The organism is Pseudomonas sp. FEMGT703P (assembly GCF_002786345.1).
Lineage (GTDB): Bacteria > Pseudomonadota > Gammaproteobacteria > Pseudomonadales > Pseudomonadaceae > Aquipseudomonas > Aquipseudomonas peli.
In genome coordinates this window covers 1,198,122-1,224,162 of the sequence record NZ_PGCM01000005.1, presented here as the reverse complement: position 1 = coordinate 1,224,162, position 26,041 = coordinate 1,198,122, and the positions used below count along the sequence as shown (strand labels likewise).

Here is a 26,041-nt window from a genome sequence, read left to right as displayed (position 1 = left end):
CTAGCTTAGCGGATCGCCTCCACCAAGCCCACCCATAGCGGTCACGCTTTGCTGGGAACAGCAGGCGCTTTAGTACGTGGTTTGAGTTGAGCGCTGGCCAAAGCCTCATCAGCGAGGCCCGTTTCCGAACGCATGCCAGCGGCCAAAAATGGCACCATCAGGCGCATGACCTGCTCAATCGAAGTATTAACCCCAAAATCAGTTTCCGACATGGCTCGCAGGGCTTTGATCCCGGACATGCTGAACGCTGCGGCGCCGAGCATAAAGTGCACGCGCCAGAACAGTTCTAGAGGAGGAATGCGCGGAGCAGCTTCATGCACCAGCTGCATGTAACGGCGGAACACCTTGCCGTACACCTCTTCAAGGTACTTGCGCAGGTGTCCTTGGCTTTGGCTAAAGGCCAAGCCCAACAGACGCATAAAGATTGAAAGGTCATTACCACTGCGCGGCTTTACCGCCAGCGCCTGCTCAACCAGTAGCTCAAGCAGCTCTTCGAGACTTACCTTGCTATCCGGCTTCGCCTGACGGCGATCCAGCTCGCGCTCAAGGCTCACACAAAACGGTCCGAGAAAACGCGAGAACACCGCCTGAATCAGGGCTTTCTTTGAGCCAAAGTGGTAGTTCACCGCAGCCAGATTGACCCCTGCCTTGCTAGTGATCAGGCGCAGCGACGTTTCGGCGAAGCCTTTCTCTGCAAAAAGCTGCTCTGCCGCATCAAGAATGCGTTCAACGGTTTCCGACTGGGCCATGACTCTTTTCATCTGAACAAACACTTGTTTGAAACATACGTTTCAGTCGCCCGCCTTGTCAAGCCGGGCAAACCATCTTGTGGCCGGGTGGTCACAGACATCCATCAAGGATACGCGCTAACCCTAGCTAGACGTCCCATAAGAAGCCTGAGTAACAGGGCACTGCAACACAAGGCATGAAGGTCAATTGAGTAGAGATCAGAACACAAGGATTGCCAATCGCCGATCACTGTATATAATCCCAGTCACTGTACAAAAAAACAGAGCCGACCATGCTAAAACTGACGCCGCGCCAAGCTGAAATTCTCGCTTTCATCAAGCAGTGCCTTGAAGACAACGGCTACCCGCCTACCCGTGCGGAAATCGCATTGAAACTGGGTTTCAAATCCCCCAACGCAGCGGAAGAGCACCTCAAGGCCCTGGCTCGCAAGGGTGCCATCGAAATGACCCCTGGCGCTTCACGCGGCATCCGCATTCCCGGCTTCGAACCTAATGCTGAAGAGGACGAAGGCTTACCGGTGATTGGTCGCGTCGCGGCAGGTGCGCCGATCTTGGCGCAACAGCATGTTGAAGAGTCCTGCAAGATCAACCCAGACTTCTTCCACCCCAAGGCTGACTACCTGTTGCGTGTACGCGGCATGAGCATGAAGGACATCGGCATTTTCGATGGCGACCTGCTGGCCGTACACACCACCCGCGAAGCCCGTAATGGGCAAGTGGTGGTGGCGCGCCTCGACGATGAAGTGACCGTCAAACGTTTCAAGCGTGAAGGCAACAAGGTCTGGCTGATTGCGGAAAACCCGGAGTTCGCGCCGATCGAAGTAAACTTGGAAGAACAGGACCTGATTATTGAAGGCTTGAGCGTCGGCGTTATCCGCCGCTAGTGGAGGATTTATGCAGTTCCCGCAATCACTGAACCGTACACAACTGCCTTTGTTCGATGCATTTCTGGCATCGACGGTGACGCCATTACTTGCCGATAGCGCTGAGCTGCCCTGGCAGGATGATGAGACAGAGGCTTTCAGTGAACTGTCGCTGCGTGGTGCAGCCGGGCACTGCCTAAACCTTCTAGCGCCGATTCTGCGTGAACTTAGCGACAACCACGATGAACGCTGGCTGACCCTGATCGCCCCGCCGTCCAGCCTTACCCAAACCTGGCTACGCGAAGCAGGCCTGAACCGCGAACGCATCCTGCTGTTGCATCCCCGGGGCACACAGAGCCCGCTCGAACTGGCCCAGCAGGCCCTGATGCTAGGACGCAGCCACACCGTTGTCAGCTGGCTGCATCCACTTGAGCGTCAGGTGCGACAACAGCTTGAGCAGGCTGCTCGACAGGGAAAGGCGCAAAGCCTAAATATCAGTTTGGGATAATTGGCCTCAGGTCGCACAAGGAGCGTGCGACTTAGCCGAAAGAAGGCTAAGCAACAAAACAACAACGCTAGTATCTGACGCCAAGAGCACTGCAATCAATGCAGGATTCGAGGGCCTTCTTCCTGCTGAAAATTATTTTCAGCCAATCGCCCAGCCATCTGTACACCCACATTGAGCATGGCTTTGGCCACCTCAACATGCTGCCCCTGCAGAAAGGCCTTGGCATCGGCAGAGAAATCCAGCACCACCAGTGATTCTTCATCCTCTGCACGACGCAGGGCAATACGTCCGTCGGGCAATTCTACAATTTCCAGGAATGATGTAGGCATTGGCTTAGCTCTCCACAATAGGCCGACAGTGTAACAGCCGACTCGGGCTCGCCCTAGTCCGCCGGTCCAATCAGCGCCTTACCACTCGCTCAAGGTTTCTCGAAACCGCTGCGCCAGAGCCTTCAGCTGCTGACGCCACGTCTCCAGCGTTTCCTGCGTCAACAGCATAACTTCTTCATCTAGGCTGACCGCGGTGATCAACGGTGTAGCGGGATCGACCTTAGCCTTTTTGCCAGCCTGCGGCGGCTGAAACAGCTCGGCATAAGCCTTGAGCAGCTGAGCAGCCCAGCTGTCGGCGGACTGTGCCAGCTCGACCAGCTCACCCAGCTCCTGGCTAGGCGCCGCCTGCAACACGTCCTCAGTGAGAAAGCGTTCGGCCCGTGGCGCGGCGCTGTCCGGCAAGCGGTAGTAACCGGCAATTTCATGGCACAGGCCGAGCAAGGCGCCGTACAGATGAAATAACGCAGCCTCGCGCTCAGCCTGGATCAAGGCCAAGGCATTCATGCTCTGGCCTTGCTCAGCCTTGCGCCAGGATTCCAACGCCAGGCCGGCATAGAAAATTTTCTGGTTGGTGCGGGTATAGAGTTCATTGGCCATTGCGGCGCCCTCCATAACGGATTAGATAAGCATACGCGCGCCGGCCAGCGGCAAGCGCGCGTCGTGCTAAATCAGCTGGTGATCAGCTCTTGTCTTCGACTTTCCACTTGCCGCCGTCATAGAACGCACGCCAGCCCGTCGGTTTGCCGTCGACTTCGGTCTGCACGTACTGCTCTTTGGTCTTGCGGCTGTAGCGGATAACCGCCGCACGACCTTGCGGGTCTTTCTTCGGTGCATCGCAAAGGAAGTGGTACTTGGGATCGATCTCATCACGGTGCGGGATCAACTCGAGCACCAAGGGCGCGCGGGTTTCACGATTTTTCGGGAACTGGCTGGCAGCCAGGAACAGACCCGAAGCACCATCACGTAGGATGTAGGTATCGTTGACCTTCTCGCACTTGAGCTCCGGCATCTTCACCGGGTCCATTTTCGGCGGCGCCGCTTCACCGCTTTTCAGCAGTTTGCGGGTGTTCTTACACTCGCTGTTGGTGCAACCGAAGAACTTGCCGAAACGGCCGGTTTTCAGCTGCATCTGACTGCCACACTTGTCGCAGTCCAGGCTCGGACCTTCATAGCCCTTGATGCGATACTGGCCCTGCTCCACTTCATAACCGCTGCAATCGGGGTTATTACCGCAGATATGCAACTTGCGGGTTTCATCAAGCAGGTAAGCGTCCATCGCCGTCGAGCAGATCGGGCAGCGGTGTTTGCCGAGCAGCACGCGCGACTCCGACTCACCCTCGTCATCCGCTGCAATCTCGTCACCAGGAACCAAGTTGACGGTAGCCTTGCAGCGCTCTTTCGGCGGCAGTGCATAACCGGAACAACCGAGGAATACCCCGGTTGATGCGGTACGAATGGTCATCGGTCGGCCGCAATCGCGGCAAGCGATATCGGTCAGCGTCGGCTGGTTGGCACGCATGCCGCCCTCGCCGGCCTCAGCCACTTCAAGCTTCTTCTTGAAGTCACCGTAGAACTCGTCGAGCACGTGCTTCCACTCACGCTCGCCCTGGGCCACATCGTCCAGGTGCTCTTCCATCCCGGCGGTGAAACCGTAGTCCATCAGGTTAGAAAAGCTCTCGGCCAGACGCTCGGTGACGATGTCACCCATCTTCTCCGAGTAGAAACGGCGGTTATGCAGCGCCACATAGCCGCGATCCTGGATGGTGCCGATAATCGCTGCATAGGTCGACGGACGACCGATACCGCGCTTTTCCATTTCCTTAACCAGACTGGCTTCCGAGTAACGTGCAGGCGGCTTGGTGAAATGCTGGCTGGGGTCGAGCTTGACCAGCTTGAGCACTTCGCCCTGATTCATTTCCGGCAATACATCGTCATCGCCCGGCTTGCTCAGCTGCGGCAATACACGTGTGTAACCGTCGAACTTGAGAATACGGCCCTTGGCACGCAGCTCGAACTGCGCTGCCGTCACGGTAACTGTGGTCGACAGGTATTCAGCCGGCGGCATCTGGCAGGCCACGAATTGGCGCCAAATCAGCTCATACAGGCGCTCGGCGTCACGTTCCATGCCCGTCAATTGAGTCGGCTTGAGGTTGACGTCGGAAGGACGGATCGCTTCGTGAGCTTCTTGGGCGCCTTCCTTGCTGCTGTAGGCAATTGGGTTGGCCGGCAGGTACTTCTTGCCGAACTCGCCTTCGATAAAGCCGCGCACCATGCTCACGGCGTCAGCCGAGAGGTTGGTCGAGTCGGTACGCATGTAGGTGATGTAACCAGCCTCATATAGACGCTGGGCCATCATCATTGTCTTCTTCACCCCAAAGCCCAGGCGGTTACTGGCGGCCTGCTGCAGGGTGGAGGTAATAAACGGCGCCGAAGGCTTACTGCTGGTCGGTTTGTCTTCGCGCTTGCTGATGCTGTAGCTAGACGCTTTCAGCGTAGCCAGGGCCGCCATGGCCTGGGCTTCATTCAGCGGCTTAAAGGCAGCGCCGTTCTCACGAGCCACTTCAAAGCGCACATTGGCGCCTTTGGCGGTGCCCAGATCAGCGTGTACTTCCCAGTATTCTTCCGGAACAAACGCGCGGATCTCTTTCTCACGCTCAACAACCAGCTTCACGGCTACCGACTGCACACGCCCGGCAGACAGACCACGGGCGATCTTGGCCCACAGCAGCGGCGAGACCATATAACCCACGACGCGGTCGAGGAAGCGCCGCGCTTGCTGGGCATTGACCCGGTTGATATCCAGCTCGCCAGGCTTGGAAAACGCTTCCTGGATGGCCTTCTTGGTAATTTCGTTGAACACCACGCGTTTGTAGCGGCTGTCGTCACCACCAATGGATTCGCGCAGGTGCCAGGCAATGGCTTCCCCCTCGCGATCCAAGTCGGTTGCGAGATAGATGGTGTCAGCATCCTTGGCCAAACGGCGCAGCTCTTCGACCACCTTCTCTTTGCCGGGAAGGATCTCGTACTTGGCTTTCCAGCCGTGTTCGGGATCAACCCCCATGCGCGCAAACAGCTGACGCTTGGCTTTTTCCTTGGGCGACAGCGCCGGCACTTCACCTGCAGCGGCCTTGCCACGCTTGACCGGCTCTTTGGCGGTACTCGCCGAACCACTGGTGGGTAGGTCACGGATGTGGCCGATGCTCGACTTCACCACGTACTCGTTGCCCAAGTACTTGTTGATGGTCTTGGCCTTGGCCGGGGATTCCACGATGACCAGCGATTTGCCCATGGATTGGAAAATTCCTGAAATTCGGTAAATAAATGCGGGAGGCGCTGTACTGCCTGCTAGCGCGGCACCGCTATATATAGTGGTGGTCCGGCCGAGGTCAAGCGCAGCAATGGCCCGATGTCAGCTCAAGGCCGAGTAAACAGTGCGGTTTCAGCCTGAATCAAAGCAAAGCGTGGAACCGTCTCGCCGTCCACCTCAACGCTTTCACAGAACATCTCCAATGGCCTCACCCATAGGCCAAACTCGCCGTACAGCGCCTGATAGACCACCATCGCCTGTTCCGTTTCGGAATGCTGGGCTACGCCAAACACACGGTATTCAGGACCTTTGTAGTGGCGGTAGAGGCCGGGCTGTAGCTGCATGGGTGAATTCCTTGAAGATTTTCTGCTGATAAACAAAAACCGGGGCACTGGGCCCCGGTTTTTTCCATCTCTTACACCGGTGAAGCTTAGAGGCGTTCGAAGACGGTGGTGATGCCTTGGCCGAGACCTACGCACATGGTGGACACACCGAAGGTGCCACCATTCTGCTTCATCACGTTCAGCAGGGTACCGGAGATACGCGCACCGGAACAACCGAACGGGTGACCCAGGGCGATCGCGCCGCCGTGCAGGTTGACCTTCTCTTCCATCTTATCAAGCACTTTCAGGTCCTTCAGCACAGGCAGGGCCTGGGCAGCGAAGGCTTCGTTGAGCTCGAAGAAGTCGATGTCATTGATGGTCAGACCAGCACGCTTGAGGGCTTTCTGAGTCGACGGTACCGGACCATAACCCATGATCGCTGGATCAACACCGGCCACGGCCATGGCGCGAACCACTGCCATTGGCTGAATGCCGAGGTCTTGGGCGCGCTGGGCGCTCATGACGATCATGCAGGAAGCGCCGTCAGTGATCTGCGAGGACGTACCTGCAGTCACGGTGCCGCCTTTCGGGTTGAACGCAGGCTTCAGCGCAGCCAGGCTTGCCAGAGTAGTTTCCGGACGAATGGTTTCGTCGTAGTCGAATACCTTCAGGAAGCCGTTCTCGTCGTAGCCTTGCATCGGGATGATTTCATCCTTGAACTTGCCTTCGACGGTAGCTTTGTGTGCCAGACGGTGCGAACGCTCACCGAATGCGTCCTGCTGCTCACGGCTGATGCCATGCATCTTGCCGAGCATTTCAGCGGTCAGACCCATCATGCCCGAGGCCTTGGCTGCGTACAGCGACAGGTGCGGGTTTGGATCGACGCCGTGCATCATGCCAACGTGGCCCATGTGCTCCACACCGCCGATGACGAACACGTCACCGTTACCAGTCTGGATCGCCTGCACAGCAGTGTGCAGAGCGCTCATGGACGAACCGCACAGGCGGCTTACAGTCTGGCCAGCAGCGGTATGCGGGATCTGGGTCATCAGCGACGCCATGCGCGCGATGTTCCAGCCCTGCTCCAGGGTCTGGTTAACGCAGCCCCAGATCACGTCTTCCACTTCAGCTGGGTCCAGCTTGGTGTTACGTGCCAGCACGCCGCTGATCAGGTTGGCCGACATGGTTTCGGCACGGGTGTTGCGATGCATGCCGCCCTTGGAACGACCCATCGGGGTACGACCGAAGTCGACGATGACTGCATCTCTAGGATTCAGGCTCATAAATTCACTCTCGCTCTAGTCTGTCCGCGATTAACCGAAAAACTTCTGGCCGTTAGCGGCCATTTCGCGAAGCTTGGCAGTCGGGGTGTACAGCGCGCCCAGCTCGGCGTATTTGTCGGCCAGGGCAACGAACTCGGCTACACCGACGGTATCGATGTAACGCAGTGCACCACCGCGGAACGGAGGGAAGCCGATGCCGTAGATCAGACCCATATCGGCCTCAGCTGCGGTATCAACGATGCCGTCTTCCAGGCAACGCACGGTTTCCATGCACAGAGGAATCATCATGAAGTTGATGATGTCTTCATCAGTCACTTCACGCTGCTCGGTCACGATGGACTTCAGCAGGTCGTAGGCAACCGGATCAGAAACCTTCTTCGGCTTACCGCGCTTATCCATTTCGTAGGCGTAGAAACCTTTGCCGTTCTTCTGGCCCAGGCGATCTGCTTCATACATCACGTCAACCGCAGTGCGACCTTCAACAGCCATGCGATCCGGGAAGCCTTCAGCCATTACGTCACGGCCGTGGTGACCGGTGTCGATACCGACTACGTCGGACAGGTACGCCGGGCCCATTGGCCAGCCGAACTTCTCCATGACCTTGTCGATACGCACGAAGTCCACGCCAAAACCGAGCAGCTTGGAGAAGCCACCGAAGTACGGGAACAGCACGCGGTTAACCAGGAAGCCTGGGCAGTCGTTGACCACAACCGGGGTCTTGCCCATTTTCTTGGCGTAAGCAACGGTGGTCGCCACGGCTACGTCGCTGGACTTCTCGCCACGAATCACTTCAACCAGCGGCATCATATGCACAGGGTTGAAGAAGTGCATGCCAACGAAGTTTTCCGGACGCTTGAGGGCCTTGGCCAGCAAGTTGATGGAAATAGTCGAGGTGTTCGACGCGAGGATTGCGTCTTCTTTAACCACGCCTTCCACTTCGGCCAGCACGATCTGCTTGACCTTCGGGTTCTCGACCACGGCTTCGACAACGATATCGACAGCGCCAAAGTCACCGTAGGACATGGTCGGACGAATAGCGGTGAGGGCTTCAGCCATCTTCGCAGGGGTCATACGACCTTTGGCAACGCGACCGCCAAGCAGCTTGGAAGCCTCGGCCAGCCCCATCTGGATACCCTCTTCACGGATATCCTTCATCAGGATCGGGGTGCCCTTGGAAGCGGACTGGTAGGCGATACCGCCACCCATGATACCGGCGCCGAGTACGGCAGCCAGTTTCACGTCTTTGGCGATTTCGTCGTACTGCTTGGCTTTCTTCTTCAGGTCCTGATCGTTCAGGAACAGGCCGATCAGGCTGGCAGCAACCGGGGTTTTAGCCAGTTTGACGAAGCCAGCAGCTTCCACTTCCAGCGCTTTGTCGCGACCGAAGTTGGCGGCTTTCTGAATGGTTTTGATCGCTTCAACCGGCGCCGGGTAGTTCGGGCCAGCCTGACCTGCAACGAAACCTTTGGCGGTTTCAAAGCACATCATCTGCTCGATAGCGTTGAGCTTGAGCTTCTCCAGCTTCGGCTGACGCTTGGCCTTGTAGTCCAGCTCACCAGAGATGGCGCGCTTAATCAGGTCCAGGGCAGCAGCTTGCAGCTTGTCAGCGGCAACCACAGCATCCACCGCACCCATTTTCAGGGCGTCAGCAGCTTTGTTTTCTTTACCACCGGCAATCCACTCAACGGCGTTATCGGTACCGATAACGCGTGGCAGACGCACGGTGCCGCCGAAGCCTGGGTAAATGCCCAGCTTGACTTCCGGCAGGCCAACTTTGGCGCTTTCGGCCATGACGCGGTAATCCGCCGCCAGGCACATCTCAAAACCACCGCCCAGGGCGATGCCGTTGATCGCGACAACAGTCGGAACATTGAGGTCTTCAAAATCACTGAAGATCTTGTTGGCTTCGAGGTTGCCAGCCACCAGCTCTTCATCCGGCAACTTGAAGTTGTCGACGAACTCGGTGATGTCGGCGCCGACGATAAATACGTCTTTGCCACTGGTGACAATCACGCCCTTGATCGAACCATCGGCCTTGATCGCATCAACAGATTGACGCAGTTCATTGAGGGTAAGACGGTTGAATTTGTTGACGGATTCACCCTTGAGGTCGAAATTCAATTCGACGATGCCACTCTCAAGAGCCTTAACCGTGATGGCTTTACCTTCGTAAATCATCAACTGATCTCCACGGTATGGAAGCTGAACAGTACACATCGGAGCCAACCAGCAAGCTACTCCACGGCATAGCCGTCTCAGAGTAGCCCCAATCAGCCTGGCACACCCACCGACGCGATAATCGGGCTGTAAAGGCGGTGCCTTTGAAGGCAAACGCTCAATTCATACGCCCGTTTGATTTGGGTGTGCACACCTTCAAGGAAAAGCCCCTACTTGTCAATTGGCCTGTAGTGACTGCACGGGCGTACAAAAAATTACGTTCCAGCATCTGCCGACGCACAGATTACTCTGCAGCGAAAACGCCGCTATCCGCAGCGATATGCCGGCAGTTCTCCAACTATACGAACAGAAGTGTGATCCAGCGCATACCTAGCAAAATGATTTAGCTGCAGGTACAGTCGTCTCAATACGGCCGTTTTAGACCGCCCGTAGCCAAAACAAAAACAATTAGAGCCCAATCAAGGGCGCACGGAGTTTCCCCATGTCGAGCCGCATGCTTGCCATTGCTTTGAGCACCCTGCTCGCAATCACCCTCCCCCTTTTCAGCGCCGCAACCCAGGCTGCAGATGCCGCCACCAGCTTGCTGAAATTGCACCAGATACGCCTGGCTGCGCAAAAATCGCTTGGTGACTTTTACATGTTTAACGGCATGGAAGGCGATCAACGCTACGCACGCATGATCAACGACTCGCTGAGCGAAGTGAACAACCATATGACGGCGCTGGCCGACATGCCCGGTGAAGGCTCAAAAGCACTGCGCTCGCAGCTCGACCAGCAGTGGAAGGGTTACCAAATTGATCTCAATAACCTGATCAACGCACTGAAAAGCCAAGGCTATACCGACCTTCAGCCGGTGGCTGACCTGGCGGGTCGCAACCAACAACTGATGGCTCTCAGCCAAGAGCTGTACACCAAGATCCAGCAGGAAGGCAGCTACAGCGTGCCGACACTGACCCAACGCAGCCGCGAGCAAAGCATTCTGATGCAGGGCATTGCAGTGGATTACGCCTCACGCAGCGCCTCTGTGGGCGCTACCTTTATGGGCGGCGGCGATGCACGACCGATTGAGGAGCTGGTCAGTGAGTTCGCCAGCAAGATGGCGGCACTGGAGAAGGACCCAAAGAACACACCGCAGCTCAAGCAATCCTGGGAAAGTGTGGCCACCAAATGGCGCTATATTGAAAAGTCGCTGATCAACTACAACGAGAACAGCGTGCCATTTCTGGTTAACAAGTACTCCAACACCATCATTCAAGGCATTGAGCAGATTTCCGGCCAGTACGCGACCGCCAACCTCTGATCGCGACCGCCGCCATACGCATTCGTTTTACCGGCCTGCCTGGCCGTACTCCGGCCCAGTGTTCGCACTGGGCCTTCTTTTATTCAGGCTTTGGCCTGGAGAAACGCGACAATTGCCTCCAGCGCCTCGCCAGCACCCCGCTCTCCCCAGCAGACCGACAGCATCTGATCGGTTGCCTCAACCTTGAACGCGTCCGCCGGTAAGGTCTGCAATTGCGCCAGCAGGACTTGATCGGCACAGGGTTCGCGCCATTTATTCACCCACTGCCCCGGCTCCATCTGCCAGTAGCACCAACTATCGACTTGGCCGCGCTTGCGCGCCCGGTGGTATTGCGGACAGGCGTGCGGTGGCTGACGCAACAGCCAATGCGGCCATTCCTGGCGCGACAACTGCATTGCCACGCCCATACGCCGCGCCTGCAGACGCACATCCATCTGCCCACGCTGATGGCGCGAGGGCACCAGCCAGGCCAGCGGGCTGAGCAAAAAAGCCAGGAGCAAAAGCAGAAACCAGGGACTCATATCGATATCTCACCGGCAAAAGCCTGTCATCAGCGCTCAGGACGGCCATACTAAAAGCATTGATCCACTTGCAAGGAGAGTTACCCCATGCCCTACCAGCACATTCTGGTCGCCGTCGACCTGACCGAGGAATGCGACCCGGTGATGCACCGCGCGCTGAAACTGGCCGCCAGCAGCGGGGCCACATTGTCTGTGGTGCATATCGTCGAGCCCATGGCCATGGCCTTTGGTGGCGATGTACCAATGGACCTATCGATGCTGCAACAGCAACAGTTCGACCAGGCCCGCGAGCGCCTGGACAAATTTTCCGGCAAGTACCCCGACCTGAGCGCCGAGCATCGCCACCTGGCCTACGGCCAACCGCGCCAGGAAATTCATCGCCTGGCGGAAGAACAGCAATGCGACCTGATCGTTGTCGGCAGCCACGGCCGTCACGGCCTGGCGTTGCTACTGGGCTCGACGGCCAATGACGTACTGCACGGCGCGCCTTGCGATGTGCTGGCCGTACGCCTGAAAAAAGCCGAATAAAGCGAGCGATGGGTGAATAACGCGGCTGCGTTATTCACCGCTATCGGGTGAACTCATGACCAAAGGGCGAATCTTCTGCAGCTGGGTTTCCAGCGAATAGGTCATGCTCGAGGCCATGGAGAAGAAGGTGAGGAACGCCTTGAGGTTGGAATCACCCTCGCAGGTGGCATGAATACGCTGCCAGAACGCCTGATTCACCAGCTGCAACTGCTGGAACATCCGCACCAGCCCCTTCAACTCCCAATCCGCAGCACGCCCTTCACGCAGGTTGAAATACTGCTGCGTCAGGTACAACGACACCGTGCGCAAAATGAACTCTTGGCTATTGGCAAACGGCAGATGGTGTTGCGCCATGGGTTTGAGCTTACCCAGCACTGGGCAGGCACTGGTGGCCATGATCACCCCGAGCAGTGCACGCAAGCCCTCTTCCAACCCCACCAGCTTGTTGTACTCGCGTTCTGGCGTGCGCACCCACACTGCTACTTTCTTGAACGCCGGCAGCCCTTGGAAATCCTCGATGACCCGATGCAGGTCAACTGCAGCAGGACAGTGACTGAAGTTATCCTTACTCAAGGGGCAGTTACTGCACTGCTGATACTCCAGGCGCGTCCAGGCTGGTGCGCTTTGCGCAACCTCTACCTCATAGACTCGGTTCAGCTCGATCCTGTAGCTGAACTGATGATTGTCGTCGAGAGTGATGCGGTACTCGATGGCCATGACTGTCTCCGCAAGAAGTCTCAAAATCCTGTTTGAGCACGTTTCCTAATAACGTGGGTTAGCCTTCCAGCTCAGCCCAACGCTCGACCAATTGCTCCAGCTCCAGCTGCACGGCCTGCAACTTCGCCAACACTTCGGCGGTTTTTTCTGCCGGTTGCTGATAGAAGCTCGGCGAGCCGATCTGCTCCTGCAAGCTGGCAACCTGGCCTTCCAGCGCATCAATCTGACCCGGGATGGCTTCGAGCTCGCGCTGCAGCTTATAGCTGAGTTTTTTCTTGCTCACCTCGACCACAACTGGCTCCACTGCAACGGGTGCTGGTACCACTGCTGAGGCTAGTTCAGGCTTACCGGCTTTGCTCTCTCCGACGCCAAGCAAGCGCGGTGAACCGCCCTGCCGCAGCCAGTCCTGATAGCCCCCCACGTATTCGCGCACCTGCCCTTCACCCTCAAACACCAGGGTGCTGGTTACCACGTTGTCGAGGAATGCCCGGTCGTGACTGACCATCAGCACGGTGCCAGGGAAGGTCAGCAGCACTTCCTCAAGCAACTCCAGGGTTTCCACATCGAGGTCGTTGGTCGGTTCGTCCAGCACCAGCAAGTTGGCCGGTTTGCTGAACAGCTTGGCGAGCAAGAGACGTGCCCGCTCACCACCGGACAACGCTTTGACCGGCGTGCGCGCACGCTGCGGGCTGAACAAGAAGTCGCCCAGGTAGCTCAGTACATGGCGGTTCTGCCCGTCGATCTCGATAAAGTCGCGGCCTTCGGCGACGTTGTCGATCACGGTCTTTTCCAGGTCAAGCTGGTGACGCAATTGGTCAAAATAAGCCACATCAATGCGCGTGCCTTCGGCCACTTCACCGCTGGTGGGCTGCAAGCCGCCGAGCATCAGCTTGAGCAAAGTGGTTTTACCGGTGCCGTTGGCGCCGAGCAGACCGATGCGGTCGCCGCGCTGCAGCACCATGGAAAAGTCCTTGATCAGGAACGGACCACCTGGATGCGCAAAACTGACGTTTTCCAGCACCATCACCTGCTTGCCGGATTTCTCGGCGGTTTCCAGCTGGATATTGGCCTTGCCGGTGCGCTCACGGCGCTCGCTGCGCTCTACGCGCAGTGCTTTGAGGGCGCGTACACGGCCTTCGTTACGGGTGCGGCGGGCCTTGATGCCTTGGCGAATCCACACCTCTTCCTGGGCCAGGCGCTTGTCGAACAGCGCGTTGGCCGTCTCTTCAGCGGCCAATGCGGCTTCCTTGTGCACCAGAAAGCTCGCGTAGTCGCCGTTCCAATCGATCAGGCCGCCACGGTCCAATTCGAGGATGCGTGTGGCCAGGTTCTGCAGGAAAGAACGGTCGTGGGTGATAAACAGGACTGCGCCCTGGAAATCCGCCAAGGCTTCTTCCAGCCAGGCAATCGCGCCGATATCCAGGTGGTTGGTTGGCTCATCGAGCAGCAGCAAATCGGGCTCGGAAACCAACGCTTGAGCCAGCAGGACGCGACGACGCCAGCCGCCTGAGAGCTCGGCCAGCGTCTTGTCAGCCGGCAGCTGCAAGCGGCTCAAGGTGCTGTCGACCAGTTGCTGCAAGCGCCAGCCGTCACGGGCTTCGAGGTCTTGCTGCACATGCATCAACTTGTCCAGATCAGCTTCGGTGACACAGTTCTGCGCCAGGTGGTGGTACTGCGCAAGTAACTCGCCCACGCCGTCCAGACCCTGAGCGACCACATCAAATACGGTGCGATCGTCAGCCACCGGCAATTCCTGCGGTAACTCACCAATTTTCAGCCCAGGTGCACGCCAAACAGCGCCGTCATCCGCCTTCTGGTCGCCCTTGACCAGCTTCATCATGCTCGACTTACCGGTGCCGTTGCGGCCGATGATGCACACCCGCTCGCCACGGGCGATCTGCCAAGACACCTTGTCCAAGAGCGGCATTGCGCCGTAAGCCAGGGAAATATCGGTGAACTTGAGCAGGGTCATGGCACGCCTCAACAAAAAACGACGGGTGAAAGCCGGTTTAACCGCAACCGAGCAACGGGCTTCGTTGCATCCAGGGCACAGCGGCAACCTGAAACACCCAAAAAATCATCTATGGCTGCCGGAAGCACCCACAAAACAGGGCGCGCATTCTAACCGAGAAGCGCATCGACCAAGCAGGCAATTTCAACGGTGCACGCAGTAAATTCCGCTGCGATTCCTGGCGCACATGGCGCCAAGCCCTCTAGCACGCCTACCCAGGCTAAAACAGCGGTGAGCGCCATCAATTACGCGTTGAAACGCATTGCACCTTCACCGCCCATAGGCAAACGACTAAGCTAGAGCCATACGCACTATTTGCCTGGAAGTGTCATGCGCGGTCCCCTGTTCAGCTTGCTGTCCTGCCTGTTGGTTTCCACCTTGAGCGTCTCTGCAGCGCAGGCCGCTACCCTGACGCAACAACGTCAATATTACGATCAAGCCAAAGCCGCACTGGCCAAAGGCGACAAAGGCCCTTACCAGCGCTATGCCAGTGCTCTACGTGATTATCCGCTGGAGCCTTACCTGGCGTATGACGAACTGACCGCCCGGCTGAAGTGGGCCAGCAATGACGAAATCGAGAAATTCCTCGCCGAACATGGCGACCTGCCGCAAATCAGCTGGATGAAGCTGCGCTGGCTGCGCTGGCTGGCTGAACGTGGCGAGTGGCAAACCTTCATTAATTACTACGACCCGAAGCTGAATTTCACTGAGCTTGACTGTTTGTATGGCCAGTACCAGCTGAGCCACGGCATGCGCGCCGAAGGCAACGCCACCGCCGAGAAACTCTGGCTGGTGGGCAAATCACAGCCCAATGCCTGTGACCCGCTGTTCGCAATGTGGGCCGCAGAAGGCCAACTCACCGAACAGAAGCGTTGGCAGCGCGCTAAGCTGGCAGCCGAAGCGCGTAACTACGGCCTGGTCACCCACCTGATCAAGACGATGCCAACCTTGGGCAACCAAGGCCAGCGCCTGCTAGAAGTGGCGCAGAAGCCTGAGTTGCTGAAGCAGACCTCGCGTTTTACCCAGACCGACCCGGCCATGGCCGATGTAGTTGGCCTCGGCCTGCGCCGCCTGGCCCGCCAGGACCCGGAAAGCGCACTCAAGCTGCTCGATGGCTACGCCCAACGGATGAAGTTCTCCAGCGACGAGCAGGTGGCTATTGCCCGCGAAATCGGCCTGACCCTGGCCAAGCGCTTCGACTCCCGCGCTCTACAGGTCATGGCCAAGTACGACCCCGAGCTGCGTGATAACACCGTAAGCGAATGGCGCGCCCGCCTACTGCTGCGCCTGGGCCGCTGGGATGAGGCCAACCAGCTGACGCGCCGGATGCCTGCGGAACTGGGTAACACCAACCGCTGGCGTTACTGGCAGGCGCGCAGCCTGCAACTGGCGCAGCCCAACAGCCAGGAACCGAAAGCGCTGTACCAGGCACTGGCCAAGGAACGTGACTTCTACGGTTTTATGGCCGCCGACCAGGTGCAGGCGCCCTATCAGCTGAATAACAAGCCACTGGCTCTGAGCCCACAGACCATCCAAAAGGTGCGAAATTCGGCAGCGATTCGCCGTGCTCTAGAGTTCCACGCCCGGGGTCAGGTCGCCGATGGCCGCCGCGAGTGGTACAACGTCAGCCGCTTGTTCAGCCGCGATGAGATGGTTGCCCAGGCGCGCCTGGCCTATGAGATGGGCTGGTACTTCCCGGCCATCCGCACCATCAGCCAGGCACAGTATTGGGACGATTTGGACGTACGCTTCCCCATGGCGCACCGCGAACACTTGGTGCGTGAAGCGAAAAACCGCGACATCCATTCCAGCTGGGTATTTGCCGTCACCCGCCAGGAAAGCGCCTTTATGGCCGATGCCAAATCCCACGTCGGCGCCATGGGTTTGATGCAGCTAATGCCAGCCACTGCCAAGGAAACCGCCAAACGTTTTGGCATTCCGCTGTCATCGCCGCAACTGGCCTACCGTCCGGAAGTCAATATTCAGCTGGGTGCAGCCTACCTGAGCCAGATCTACGGCCAGTTCAACGGTAACCGCGTGCTCGCCTCTGCGGCCTACAACGCCGGCCCAGGGCGCGTGCGCCAGTGGCTGCGCGGCGCGGATCATCTGTCGTATGACGTGTGGATCGAGAACATCCCATTTGATGAGACCCGCCAGTACGTGCAGAACGTGCTGTCCTACTCGGTGATCTACGGCGAGAAGCTCAACGCGCCGCAACCACTGGTGGCCTGGCACGAGCGTTACTTCGACCAGTAACGGCTAAATTGGCATGCTCAACTGCAACGGTTGAGCGTGCCTTGCCCGCTTATTCCAGCACCTGCACCGGCATATCTAGACGTAGCTGCCCTTCGCCACAGGCGATCAGGTTCTGCCCGAAATACACCTCGCCTTCACGCTCACGGTAGGTTTTCAGGGTAGCCAGCGGTTCGCGATCGGCGCTGCGCTCGCCAGTCTGCGGGTCGAGGGTGGTCATGATGCAGCGCGAGCAGCCCTTGACCACACGAAACTCCAGCTCACCAATACGGATGCGCTTCCAGCTGTCTTCGGCATAGGGCTCACTGCCACTGACCACCAGGTTCGGGCGAAAACGCAGCATCGGCAACGGTCGACCGACGCGCGCCGAGAGGTCATCCAACGACGCCTGACCGATCAGCAGTAAAGGAAAGCCATCGGCAAACGCCACCTTGTCGCCGACCTCGGCATACGCCGTATCGACCTGCCGCGCCCGCGGTTCTGAGACCTGAACCAGACGGCAGGCACGGCCAAGCAATTGGCTAAGCCAATGCGCCGCCTGATCACCGGCGTCCGGCACCTGCAGGCTGTCGCGCCAGATGGTCACGCCACGCAGCGGTGCCTGCTCATCCGGCACTGCTACCTGCAGATCAGCCATGCCCGGTGCACTCAGTTGCAGGTGCGTGCTACCCAGCCAGCGCGCCTGCAACTGAGTCATCTGCGCAAGCAAGCGTTGCGTAAGGAAGCGCCCGGATTCAGCATCGACTACCATCCAGCGACGATCACCCTGCACGCCCAAAGCGTCCAGCATCGTTTCGCGCAGGGCTTCGCCCGCCGCCGACTTCAGTGGATAACGGTACAACCCGGAGAGATGCAACATGAGTCCAGCTTCCGTTTGGCAAAACGCACTTATACGAGCAACCCGACGTACCTACAAGCCCGCTTTGGCCCTGCCGCTACTGGTATTGCTAAGCGCTTGCAGCGGTACTGCGCCGGATAACCTGGGCATCCATGATGGACAACTGAGCGCCTGTCCAGACTCACCGAACTGCGTAAACAGCCAGGCCAGCGATGCGCGACACACCATTGAACCGCTGCCACTGAGAGGTACCGCCGAAGAAACCCAGGCACGCCTCAAGGCGTTACTCAGTGCAGAGCCACGCGTGAGCGTGGTGGAGGAGGCACCGGGGTATTTGCGCGCCGAATTCAGCAGCAAGCTGATGCGCTTTGTCGATGATGTGGAATTTATGATCGGAGCGGCCGGAGTGGATGTGCGCTCGGCATCGCGCCTGGGCTACGCGGATTTCGACGTTAACCGCGAGCGCATTGAGTATCTACGCCAGCGGTTAAGCGAATAAACAGAAGGTGCATGCCAGCCTGACGCCCGCGTCAGGCTTATTCCTCGGGGTGCAACAAGGCCAAACGCTGGTGCACCACATCTACAAGTTTGTCCGGCTGGAACTTGGAGAGGAAGTTGTCGCAGCCTACCTTCTTAACCATGGCCTCGTTGAAACTGCCTGAAAGCGAGGTGTGCAGCACCACGTACAAGTCTTTAAGACGTGAGTCGTTGCGAATCTCGGTGGTCAGGCGGTAGCCGTCCATCTCCGGCATTTCCGCGTCGGTGATCACCATCAACAGCTTTTCATGCACATCGACGCCGGCATCAGCCCAGCTCTTCAGCAGGTTAAGGGCACGCAAGCCATCGCTGGCGGCATGGCAACGGATATCCAATTGCGCCATGGTGCCCTTGAGCTGACTCATGGCCACGTTGGAGTCATCCACCAGCAGCACTTCGCGTCCTTTGGCATGCTCCAGTAACGGATCGGCGAGTTTTTCCGGAGAGACCTTGGTGCTCATCGGGCTGATTTCCGCCAAGACTTTTTCCACGTCGATCACTTCGACGATCTGGTCTTCAACCTTGGTGATGGCAGTCAGGTAATGCTGACGCCCGGCGCCACCGGGTGGCGGCAGGATGGATTCCCAATTGAGGTTGAGGATGCGTTCAACCCCACCGACCAGAAAAGCCTGCACCGAGCGGTTGTACTCAGTGACGATAATGGTGCTGCGCTCATCCGGCACAATCGGGCGCATGCCGATGGCCTGGGACAGATCGATCACTGGCAACGTCTGCCCACGCAGATTGACCACCCCACAGACAAAACGATGGCGCTGCGGCATCAGAGTCAGCTTGGGCATTTGCAGGACTTCCTGCACCTTGAAGACGTTGATCGCAAACAGTTGCCGACCCGCCAGGCGGAACATGAGAATTTCCAAGCGGTTCTCACCCACCAGCTGGGTGCGTTGGTTCACTGAGTCGAGAATGCCGGCCATCATGCGCTCCTGTTCACTTATCGATCTAGCCTAGCTCAAATAGCCATACCCGGGTGTATCGGCCATCTGCCGCGCATCTGAAGGCAGATGGCGCAGCGCCATCATGCGATAAGCGCGGCGACTAGGCCAGTCAGGCGGCAGAAGCCGCTCGGCTTATTCAACCAGCAGCGGCGAGTCTTCCGGCAAATGCACACGTAACGCCTTCGGCCTGGCCGCGAACCGCAGTTTGCGGCTTTCCATCGGCTCACCGTCAAGGTTGAGATCCAGGCCTTCGGGGGCTTCGACTTCCAGCCAAGGCAGCCGTGCGCTGAGGGCTACACTCTGCAGGCCATTGATTCCGCCAGACAGCAGCGTACCGAGGGTGCCTACCACATCCGCTGCCGCCGGCACGATGCAGACATCCAACAAACCATCGTTGACTCGCGCCTGCGGGCATAGCACATGCCCACCGCCGGCCTGCCGACCATTGCCGATGCCGAGTGCGAGAAACTCGCCTTCCCACTGAAAATCCGGCCCGGTAAAGCGGCCAAACGACGATTGCACTTCGGCAAAACGGGTCAAGCCCGTCAAAAAATAAGCCGCACCGCCGAGCATGCGTTTGAGGTCTTCCGACGTGTTGGCGGTGACGTTAGAGCCAAAACCGCCCGTGGCCATATTCAGGAACACCTGACCATCCACTTCGCCCAGATCGATCGGCTGCGCCGGTATATCCAACAAGCTCAACGCAGCCAGTGGTTCGAGCGGAATACCGGCCGCACGCGCAAAATCATTGGCTGTACCCAACGGCAACAGCGCCAGACTGGCCTTGGTTTTTGCCAACGCCATAGCTTCAGCCACGTCACGCAGAGTGCCATCACCACCGCCGGCAATAAGGGTTGGGTAGCCCGCCTGCAACGCCTCGTTGACCAGACGCTGCGCATCGCCACCCTCCCAGGTGACCCGCACATCCACGTGCCAGCCCTCTTCACGACGCGCCTGCACCGCAGCGCGCACCTCGGCATTGAGAGCTTGCTTACCATGCAGAATCAGCAGCGCTTTACGTTCTTGCATTCACAGCATCCTTTCACGTTTCAACACAAAGATTCAGCAACAGGGCTTGAGGTTGCACCAACCGGCACGTGACGAAATAAATATCAACCAAATAGATTATTAGGCTCAATATTTACGCATTTTTAATCGCATTGATTTATTGGATCATCCTTACATCGCCAATGAACACCGCCGCTGAAAGCCGGTGCTCCTTAAATGAGGATATGCAGATGATCGACGTACGCCCCTTCGCCGAGCTCGGCGGTGCCCATCACGGTTGGCTGAATGCCCGCCATCATTTTTCCTTTGCCGAATACTATGACCCGGCGCGCATGAGCTGGGGACCACTGCGGGTCTGGAACGATGATGAAATCGCGCCGCACACCGGCTTTCCGACCCATCCGCACCGCGATATGGAAATCATCACCTATGTACGCCAAGGGGCCATCACCCACAAGGACAACTTGGGTAACCATGGCCGTACCGAAGCCGGTGATGTGCAAGTGATGAGCGCCGGCACCGGGATTGCCCACAGCGAATACAACCTGGAAGACACCACCACCAAGATCTTCCAGATCTGGATTCAACCCAACCAGTCGGGCCTACCGCCGTCCTGGGGCGCCAAGCCGTTCCCCAAAGGTGAGCGCGCCGGCACCTTCGTCACCCTGGCCAGCGGCTTTGCCGAAGATCAGGACGCCCTGTCGATCCGTACCAATGCGCGGATGGCCGCAGCCACCCTGCAAGCCGGGCAGAGCACCGAGTATCCGATTGGTGCTTCTCGCAAGGCTTATCTGGTGGCCGCCAGCGGCAGCATTGAAGTCAACGGCGTCAGCGCCCAGGCTCGTGATGGTGTGGCAGTCAGCGATGTAGAAGTGATCCGCGTAACGGCCATCGAAGACAGCGAAATCATCCTGGTGGATGTGGCATAACCAGCAGAGATGGCTTAGCGGCGCAGCAGAACCTGTGCGCCGCTAAGCGGCTTTACGCCGGATACCCAGTAATCTTGCGAATGGTCTGATACAGCGGCTTCAGCTGCTTGTACATGCGCTGATAAACCTGGGTGTACAGCTGCTGATAGGTGCGCTGCGCCTCTGGGTTGGGTGTGAACACATCACCGACCCGGGTCATGGCTTTGATCGCTGTGGGGTAATCCGGGTGCAGGCCCAGGCCCACTGCGCAATTGATCGCCGCGCCCAGACCGCTGGTTTCATACAGATGCGGGCGCTCGGCAGGCAGGCCGAAGATATCGGCCGTCAGCTGCATAGCCGCATCGCTCTGTGAACCACCACCAGAAACGCGCAGGCGGGTGATGCGCGTGCCCGAACGTTTCTCGATCTTCTCCTTGCCCTGGCGCAGGGCATAAGCCAAGCCTTCAAGAATTGCCCGGTAGATGTGCGCGCGGGTGTGCACGTCACCGAAGCCGATAATCGAGCCCTTGGCCTCCAGACCCGGCTCGCGGATGCCCGGCGACCAGTACGGCTGCAGCATCAGGCCCATGGAGCCTGCCGGCACGCTGTTGACCAGCTCATCGAACAGCGCCTCAGGCTCTACGCCCAACTCCTTGGCCCGCTGCATCTCACGCAGGCCAAACTCCTGCTTGAACCAACTGACCATCCAGAAACCGCGATAAATCATCACCTCGGTGTTGAAGTGATCAGGAATCGCCGAGGGGTATGGCGGTATAAGCGGAATGGTCTCCAGATACTTACTGCGAGTGGTGTTGATCGTCGCCGTAGTGCCATAGGACAGGCACGCCGTGCTCGGCTCTACGCCGCCCGCGCCAAGCACCTCACAGGCTTTATCAGCGCCTGCGGCAATCAGCGGCAAGCCTTCGGGAATCCCAGTATGCCGGCTGGCCGACGCCGTGATATGGCCAAGCAACTCGCCCGGCTTGCGTAATTCCGGCAACTGCTCGCGACGCACCGGCATGGCCTGCCATTTCCAATCGCCGGGCTTGGCCCACTGCAGGCGTTTGTAGTCGAATGGCAGGTAAGCCACGCAACTGGTCAGCGAGTCGACAAACTGGCCGCACAGCCGGTGAGTAAGAAACCCCGAAAGCAGCAGCACCTTGTGGGTATTGGCCCAAATGTCCGGCTGGTTCTGGGCGATCCAGTTAACCTCGGCCTGAGCGCGGAAGTAATCCACCGTGGCTTGCACCCCAGCGATCTTGAACAGCCAACCCCAAGGCCCGGTGATCCGCCCTTCGACCTTGGCCTGACGCTGATCGAGCCAGAGCATCGCGGGGCGCAGCGGTTGGCCTTGCGAGTCAACGTTGATCAGGGTGCCACGCTGGGTGGTGAGTGAAACTCCCTTGATCAGGCTACGGTCGATATCCACCTGCTGCCACAGCTGTGCGCAGGCTTCACCGAGGCTGGCCCAGTAGTATTCCGGATCCTGCTCGGCCCAGCCGGGTTGCTTGGAGTAATAAGCCTCAAGCTCCACCTTGCCCTTGGCGAGCAGATTGCCCTGAAGATCAAACAACAGCGCCCGAATGCTCTGGGTGCCATTGTCGATGGCCAGCAGATAACTTTTCTCGCTCAAGACGCCGTCCTTCCTCGTGATCCATCTTCCGCCGGCAGGCTGTAGCAACGCTGCCAGAGTTGCCGATACGCCTGTTCTTCCTCTTGCCAGCGCGCGTCGTCCCACCCCAGGCGGGCCTGACACAGCACACGGATTCGCGGCAGTTCGGCCGCCGCGCCGCATGCCAACAACAGGCCCAAACGGGTGCGGCGCAGCAGCAGGTCATCTAGGTGCAGCACCAGCTCCTGTTCGGCCGCCCAGGCCAGTTCGGCCCACAGCATGTCCGTGCCGGAAACCTGCTCGACACCCAGTTCATCGAGCAACGCCAGTACTCGCGGCAACGCCCGACCATAACGACCCATCAAGCGCTTCTGCTGAGCCGGGCTTAACTGCGGCATCGGCTGCTGCGGTACGACAGCAAAGGTCGCCGCGCCCTGATCATCCAGCGTACGGCCAACCATCGGCGCGCAAGCCTGCAGCACTTCGAGCGCCAACAGGCGGAAAGTGGTCAGCTTGCCACCGGCCAGGGTCACGCAACCGGGCTCAACCCACAGCGCATGTTCGCGTTTTTCATCCGAAGGTTTGCGCCCTTCACTGCCATCCGTGACCACCGGGCGCACCCCGGCCCAGGTCGATAGCACATCCGCTGCCTTGATCTGTGCCGTAGGAAACTGCTGAGCGCAGGCATCTAGTAAATACTTAACCTCATCCGAGCTGATCCGTGCTTCTTCGGCTAGCGGTGCCGGATGATCCAGGTCGGTGGTGCCAATCACCGTCGCGCCTTCCCAGGGGAAGACAAACACCGGACGCTTGTCCGCCGCATGCATAAAGCTAAACGCATGTGCCACCGGAAGGCGCCAGGCCGGCACCAGCAGGTGGCTGCCGCGCAGCGGACGGATATGCTCCAGCCCGGTTTTCTGCCGCAGCTGATCGGCCCAAGCACCTGTGGCCTGCGCCACCGCGCGGGTCTTGAAGCGATACTGCAGGCCGCTTTCGCTGTCTTCGGCGAGCAGGCCAGTAACGCGCCCGTCTTCGCGCCGCAACTCGACTACGCGCATGCCGTTGAGCGCTTCGCCGCCCTCGGCGCGGGCCTCACCCAGCACGCGCTGTACCAGGCGCGCATCATCGGTGACCGCATCGAAAAAGCGCGTACCACCAAGCAGACCGTCTTCCTTCAGACCTGGGGCCAGATAACGCAGTTGCTGCAACGGGTAGTACAGGTGATTGCGCTTGCCGGCCAGGGCGTCATAGACCGCCAGCAGCCCGCCGAACACTCGCGGGCCGGGAAAGCCGCCCTGGTAATGCGCCATGATAAAACTCAAGGGGTCGACCAACCCCGGCGCTTCCTGCAGCAAGCGCTCGCGCTCGCGCACCGAATCGCGGGTCAGGCCGAACTGGCCCTTGGCGATATAGCGCAATCCGCCATGCACCATCTTCGAGGAGCGACTGGACGTGCCCCAGGCGAAGTCGCGCTGCTCCAGCAGCAGGCATTTCCAACCGCGCCGCGCCGCTTCACGCAAAATTCCGGCACCGCTGATGCCGCCGCCGACGACGATCAGGTCCCAGTCGCGTGCAGCCAGCTCAGGCAAGGCCTGTTCACGCCAGGCGGCGTTCCACTGATTCATCATCAATCCTGCAGCAACACGCCAGGTGCCAGGCGCTGCTCAGGGTCAAAATGCCCAGCCAGCGCCTTGAGGGTGGCCATACCCAGCTCGCCCTTCTCCACCGGCAGGTAAGGCGCATGATCGCGGCCGACTCCGTGCTGATGACTGATGGTGCCGCGGTTCTCGGCGATGGTCAGGCTGGCGGCATGCTTGAGCTTCTGCCAGCGCGCCATGGCCTCGGCGTAGTTCGCACCTGGGCGGAATACGTAAGTGGTGTAGATGCTCGAGCCTTCGTTGTAGACGTGGGACAGGTGGGTAAACACATGCACCTGCTCGCCCTCCTCACTCAGGCCAGTGCGCAGGCTGGCTTCGACCTTGTTCAGCAGGTTATCGACATTGCTCCAGTCGGTGGCGGTTTCCAGGGTGTCCACCGCGTAGCCGGCGGCCCACAGGCCGTGGCGCAAGTAGGGGAAACGGAAGCGGTTTTCTGCCCATTTCTTGCCTAGCAAGGTGCCGGTAAATACGCCACCAAAGCTCTTCAGCAACTTCTTCGCCTGCTTCAGCGAGGCGGCATTCTGCGTACGGCTGCCGGTAACGCCGAAGGTCAGCATGCACTTGCCCTCGCGGGCGCCGCGCAGGGCCAGGTATTTCTCCAACCAGGCGATTTGCTGCGGATGGCCGGCCAGGGCCAGCTGGGTTTTGGTCTCAATGGCGTTGGACAGACGCAGCATCGACAACGGCACACGCGCCTGGGCCAAGCTGCGAATGGCGCTCAGCGCCTGCTGCCAGTTGGGCAAAAATACCGCGTAGAAATTCTCCTGCTCGGCCAGGCGGGTGATGCGTACCTTGACCTCGGAGATGATGCCGAAGCGCCCTTCCGAACCCATGAGGATTTCGCGCAGGTCTGGCCCCGCGGCAGAGGCCGGGAAGGTCGGAATTTCCAGGGTGCCAGCGAAGGTCTCGACCTTGCCGCCGGCAAACAGCTGCTCGATACGTCCGTAGCGCAGCGATTGCTGCCCGCTGGAACGGCTGGCGACCCAGCCACCCAAAGTCGACAGCTCCCACGACTGCGGAAAATGACCCAAGGTGTAGCCCTGCGCGCGCAGCTGGCTTTCCACTTGCGGACCATTGGCGCCAGGGCCGAAGGTGGCAATCAGGCTGTCGTGGTCGATCTCGATCAGCTTGCTCATGCGCGCCAGCGACAGGGTCAGCACCGGTTTGTTGCTGGCCTGTGGGTTGATATGACCGGCGACCGAGGTGCCACCGCCGTAAGGAATGACGATCAGGTCATGCTGGCTGGCCCAGGCCAGCAACTCGCGGACCTGCGCAGCGCTTTCCGGGTAGGCCACGCCATCGGGAAACACGCCAAAATCGCCGGAACGCATCGCCAGCCAGTCCGGCAGGCTCTGGCCACGGGCGTGACGCACGCGGTCTTCGGCATTCAGACAAATCAGCGGGTGGGCCTGCAGACGCGAGGCCGGCACCTGTGCCAGAACCTGCTCCAGGCTGGCATCGGCCAGCAACTGACCCGAGCCGACCAGTTCGGCAAGAAAAGCCTCGCCATGGGCCGGCAGTTCCACCACTGTTGCGTCATCACCCCAGCCGTTCCAACGTCGCATCTGTATCTCCCGGATATTTCAGTCACCCTCGATGGCTGCCTATACTAGCTGGCCGTTTCAAGGCGTCACTGTCGTATCGAGCCAGGCGA

General features: G+C 59.0%; 23 protein-coding genes. 7 read left to right on the top strand and 16 right to left on the bottom strand.

All coding sequences use genetic code 11. The annotated features are described in order from the left end of the window. Nucleotides 1-41: 41 nt before the first annotated feature. Complete coding sequence (locus CUR33_RS09505; protein WP_090248055.1) at nt 42-749, bottom strand: TetR/AcrR family transcriptional regulator; 708 nt, start codon at nt 747-749, stop codon at nt 42-44. 272 nt (nt 750-1,021) lie between these two features. On the opposite strand from CUR33_RS09505, the gene lexA reads away from it, so the two are divergent. Beyond that, nucleotides 1,022-1,633, top strand: a complete 612-nt coding sequence (gene lexA / locus CUR33_RS09500) for a transcriptional repressor LexA (protein ID WP_160084936.1) — start codon at nt 1,022-1,024, stop codon at nt 1,631-1,633. A 10-nt stretch (nt 1,634-1,643) separates the two neighbouring features. Then, entirely contained in the window at nt 1,644-2,120 is a 477-nt protein-coding gene (sulA, locus tag CUR33_RS09495; protein ID WP_289239424.1) for an SOS-induced cell division inhibitor SulA, read from the top strand. A 95-nt stretch (nt 2,121-2,215) separates the two neighbouring features. On the opposite strand, the gene CUR33_RS09490 is transcribed toward sulA, so the two are convergent. The 6 genes from CUR33_RS09490 to fadB all read right to left on the bottom strand — a co-directional run bounded on the left by CUR33_RS09490 (nt 2,216) and on the right by fadB (nt 9,540). Next, nucleotides 2,216-2,449: a hypothetical protein gene (locus CUR33_RS09490; RefSeq protein ID WP_167141216.1), complete on the bottom strand. Its 234-nt coding sequence runs from the start codon at nt 2,447-2,449 to the stop codon at nt 2,216-2,218. A gap of 78 nt (nt 2,450-2,527) precedes the next feature. Beyond that, a complete protein-coding gene (locus tag CUR33_RS09485; RefSeq protein WP_289239423.1) occupies nt 2,528-3,046 on the bottom strand; it encodes a DUF6586 family protein in 519 nt (172 codons plus the stop codon). Between the two features lie 82 nt (nt 3,047-3,128). Continuing rightward, entirely contained in the window at nt 3,129-5,738 is a 2,610-nt protein-coding gene (topA, locus tag CUR33_RS09480) for a type I DNA topoisomerase (RefSeq protein WP_289239422.1), read from the bottom strand. Between the two features lie 125 nt (nt 5,739-5,863). Next, nucleotides 5,864-6,100 carry a DUF1653 domain-containing protein gene (locus tag CUR33_RS09475; RefSeq protein ID WP_090387350.1) on the bottom strand — a complete coding sequence of 79 codons (237 nt, stop codon included), beginning with the start codon at nt 6,098-6,100 and terminating at the stop codon, nt 5,864-5,866. A gap of 86 nt (nt 6,101-6,186) precedes the next feature. Next, nucleotides 6,187-7,362, bottom strand: a complete 1,176-nt coding sequence (fadA, locus tag CUR33_RS09470) for an acetyl-CoA C-acyltransferase FadA (RefSeq protein ID WP_090248066.1) — start codon at nt 7,360-7,362, stop codon at nt 6,187-6,189. 30 nt (nt 7,363-7,392) lie between these two features. Further along, complete coding sequence (fadB, locus tag CUR33_RS09465) at nt 7,393-9,540, bottom strand: fatty acid oxidation complex subunit alpha FadB (protein WP_090248067.1); 2,148 nt, start codon at nt 9,538-9,540, stop codon at nt 7,393-7,395. A gap of 481 nt (nt 9,541-10,021) precedes the next feature. Here fadB and CUR33_RS09460 point away from each other — a divergent pair, with 481 nt between their 5' ends. Next, nucleotides 10,022-10,840: a hypothetical protein gene (locus CUR33_RS09460; RefSeq protein ID WP_289239421.1), complete on the top strand. Its 819-nt coding sequence runs from the start codon at nt 10,022-10,024 to the stop codon at nt 10,838-10,840. Nucleotides 10,841-10,923: 83 nt separating this feature from the next. Here the strand turns inward: CUR33_RS09460 and CUR33_RS09455 are convergent, their stop codons facing one another. Then, nucleotides 10,924-11,361, bottom strand: coding sequence for a hypothetical protein (locus CUR33_RS09455; RefSeq protein ID WP_289239420.1), 438 nt, complete (start codon nt 11,359-11,361; stop codon nt 10,924-10,926). Between the two features lie 87 nt (nt 11,362-11,448). Here CUR33_RS09455 and CUR33_RS09450 point away from each other — a divergent pair, with 87 nt between their 5' ends. Then, entirely contained in the window at nt 11,449-11,889 is a 441-nt protein-coding gene (locus CUR33_RS09450; RefSeq protein WP_289239419.1) for a universal stress protein, read from the top strand. A gap of 30 nt (nt 11,890-11,919) precedes the next feature. Here CUR33_RS09450 and CUR33_RS09445 read toward each other — a convergent pair whose 3' ends face one another. Beyond that, nucleotides 11,920-12,606 carry a DUF6901 family protein gene (locus CUR33_RS09445; protein ID WP_090248073.1) on the bottom strand — a complete coding sequence of 229 codons (687 nt, stop codon included), beginning with the start codon at nt 12,604-12,606 and terminating at the stop codon, nt 11,920-11,922. Between the two features lie 58 nt (nt 12,607-12,664). After that, the gene (locus tag CUR33_RS09440) at nt 12,665-14,578 is read right to left on the bottom strand and encodes an ATP-binding cassette domain-containing protein (protein WP_289239418.1); all 1,914 of its coding nucleotides are present in this window, start codon (nt 14,576-14,578) and stop codon (nt 12,665-12,667) included. Nucleotides 14,579-14,947: 369 nt separating this feature from the next. Here CUR33_RS09440 and CUR33_RS09435 point away from each other — a divergent pair, with 369 nt between their 5' ends. Continuing rightward, nucleotides 14,948-16,873, top strand: a complete 1,926-nt coding sequence (locus CUR33_RS09435; protein WP_282875472.1) for a transglycosylase SLT domain-containing protein — start codon at nt 14,948-14,950, stop codon at nt 16,871-16,873. 49 nt (nt 16,874-16,922) lie between these two features. On the opposite strand, the gene CUR33_RS09430 is transcribed toward CUR33_RS09435, so the two are convergent. Beyond that, complete coding sequence (locus tag CUR33_RS09430) at nt 16,923-17,729, bottom strand: MOSC domain-containing protein (RefSeq protein ID WP_289239417.1); 807 nt, start codon at nt 17,727-17,729, stop codon at nt 16,923-16,925. On the opposite strand from CUR33_RS09430, the gene CUR33_RS09425 reads away from it, so the two are divergent. Continuing rightward, nucleotides 17,728-18,207 (top strand): DUF1499 domain-containing protein, encoded by a 480-nt coding sequence (locus tag CUR33_RS09425; RefSeq protein ID WP_289239416.1) that lies wholly within the window; start codon nt 17,728-17,730, stop codon nt 18,205-18,207. The two genes, CUR33_RS09430 and CUR33_RS09425, sit on opposite strands and share 2 nt — an antisense overlap. Nucleotides 18,208-18,244: 37 nt before the next feature. Here CUR33_RS09425 and CUR33_RS09420 read toward each other — a convergent pair whose 3' ends face one another. Together CUR33_RS09420 and yegS are read right to left on the bottom strand one after the other, a co-directional pair. Next, the gene (locus CUR33_RS09420) at nt 18,245-19,180 is read right to left on the bottom strand and encodes a chemotaxis protein CheV (protein ID WP_090248080.1); all 936 of its coding nucleotides are present in this window, start codon (nt 19,178-19,180) and stop codon (nt 18,245-18,247) included. Between the two features lie 153 nt (nt 19,181-19,333). Beyond that, nucleotides 19,334-20,230, bottom strand: a complete 897-nt coding sequence (yegS, locus tag CUR33_RS09415; protein ID WP_289239415.1) for a lipid kinase YegS — start codon at nt 20,228-20,230, stop codon at nt 19,334-19,336. Between the two features lie 209 nt (nt 20,231-20,439). Between yegS and CUR33_RS09410 the strand changes: the two genes are divergently transcribed. Further along, nucleotides 20,440-21,138 carry a pirin family protein gene (locus tag CUR33_RS09410; RefSeq protein WP_170049048.1) on the top strand — a complete coding sequence of 233 codons (699 nt, stop codon included), beginning with the start codon at nt 20,440-20,442 and terminating at the stop codon, nt 21,136-21,138. Nucleotides 21,139-21,190: 52 nt separating this feature from the next. Here CUR33_RS09410 and CUR33_RS09405 read toward each other — a convergent pair whose 3' ends face one another. From CUR33_RS09405 to CUR33_RS09395, 3 genes are read right to left on the bottom strand one after another with little or no spacing between them, the layout of a single operon-like run. Beyond that, a complete protein-coding gene (locus CUR33_RS09405; RefSeq protein ID WP_289239414.1) occupies nt 21,191-22,750 on the bottom strand; it encodes an FGGY-family carbohydrate kinase in 1,560 nt (519 codons plus the stop codon). Beyond that, nucleotides 22,747-24,354 (bottom strand): glycerol-3-phosphate dehydrogenase/oxidase, encoded by a 1,608-nt coding sequence (locus tag CUR33_RS09400; protein ID WP_289239413.1) that lies wholly within the window; start codon nt 24,352-24,354, stop codon nt 22,747-22,749. Before CUR33_RS09400 ends, CUR33_RS09405 begins: the two co-directional genes overlap by 4 nt. A 2-nt stretch (nt 24,355-24,356) precedes the next feature. After that, nucleotides 24,357-25,952: an FAD-binding oxidoreductase gene (locus CUR33_RS09395; protein ID WP_289239412.1), complete on the bottom strand. Its 1,596-nt coding sequence runs from the start codon at nt 25,950-25,952 to the stop codon at nt 24,357-24,359. Nucleotides 25,953-26,041: the final 89 nt, after the last annotated feature.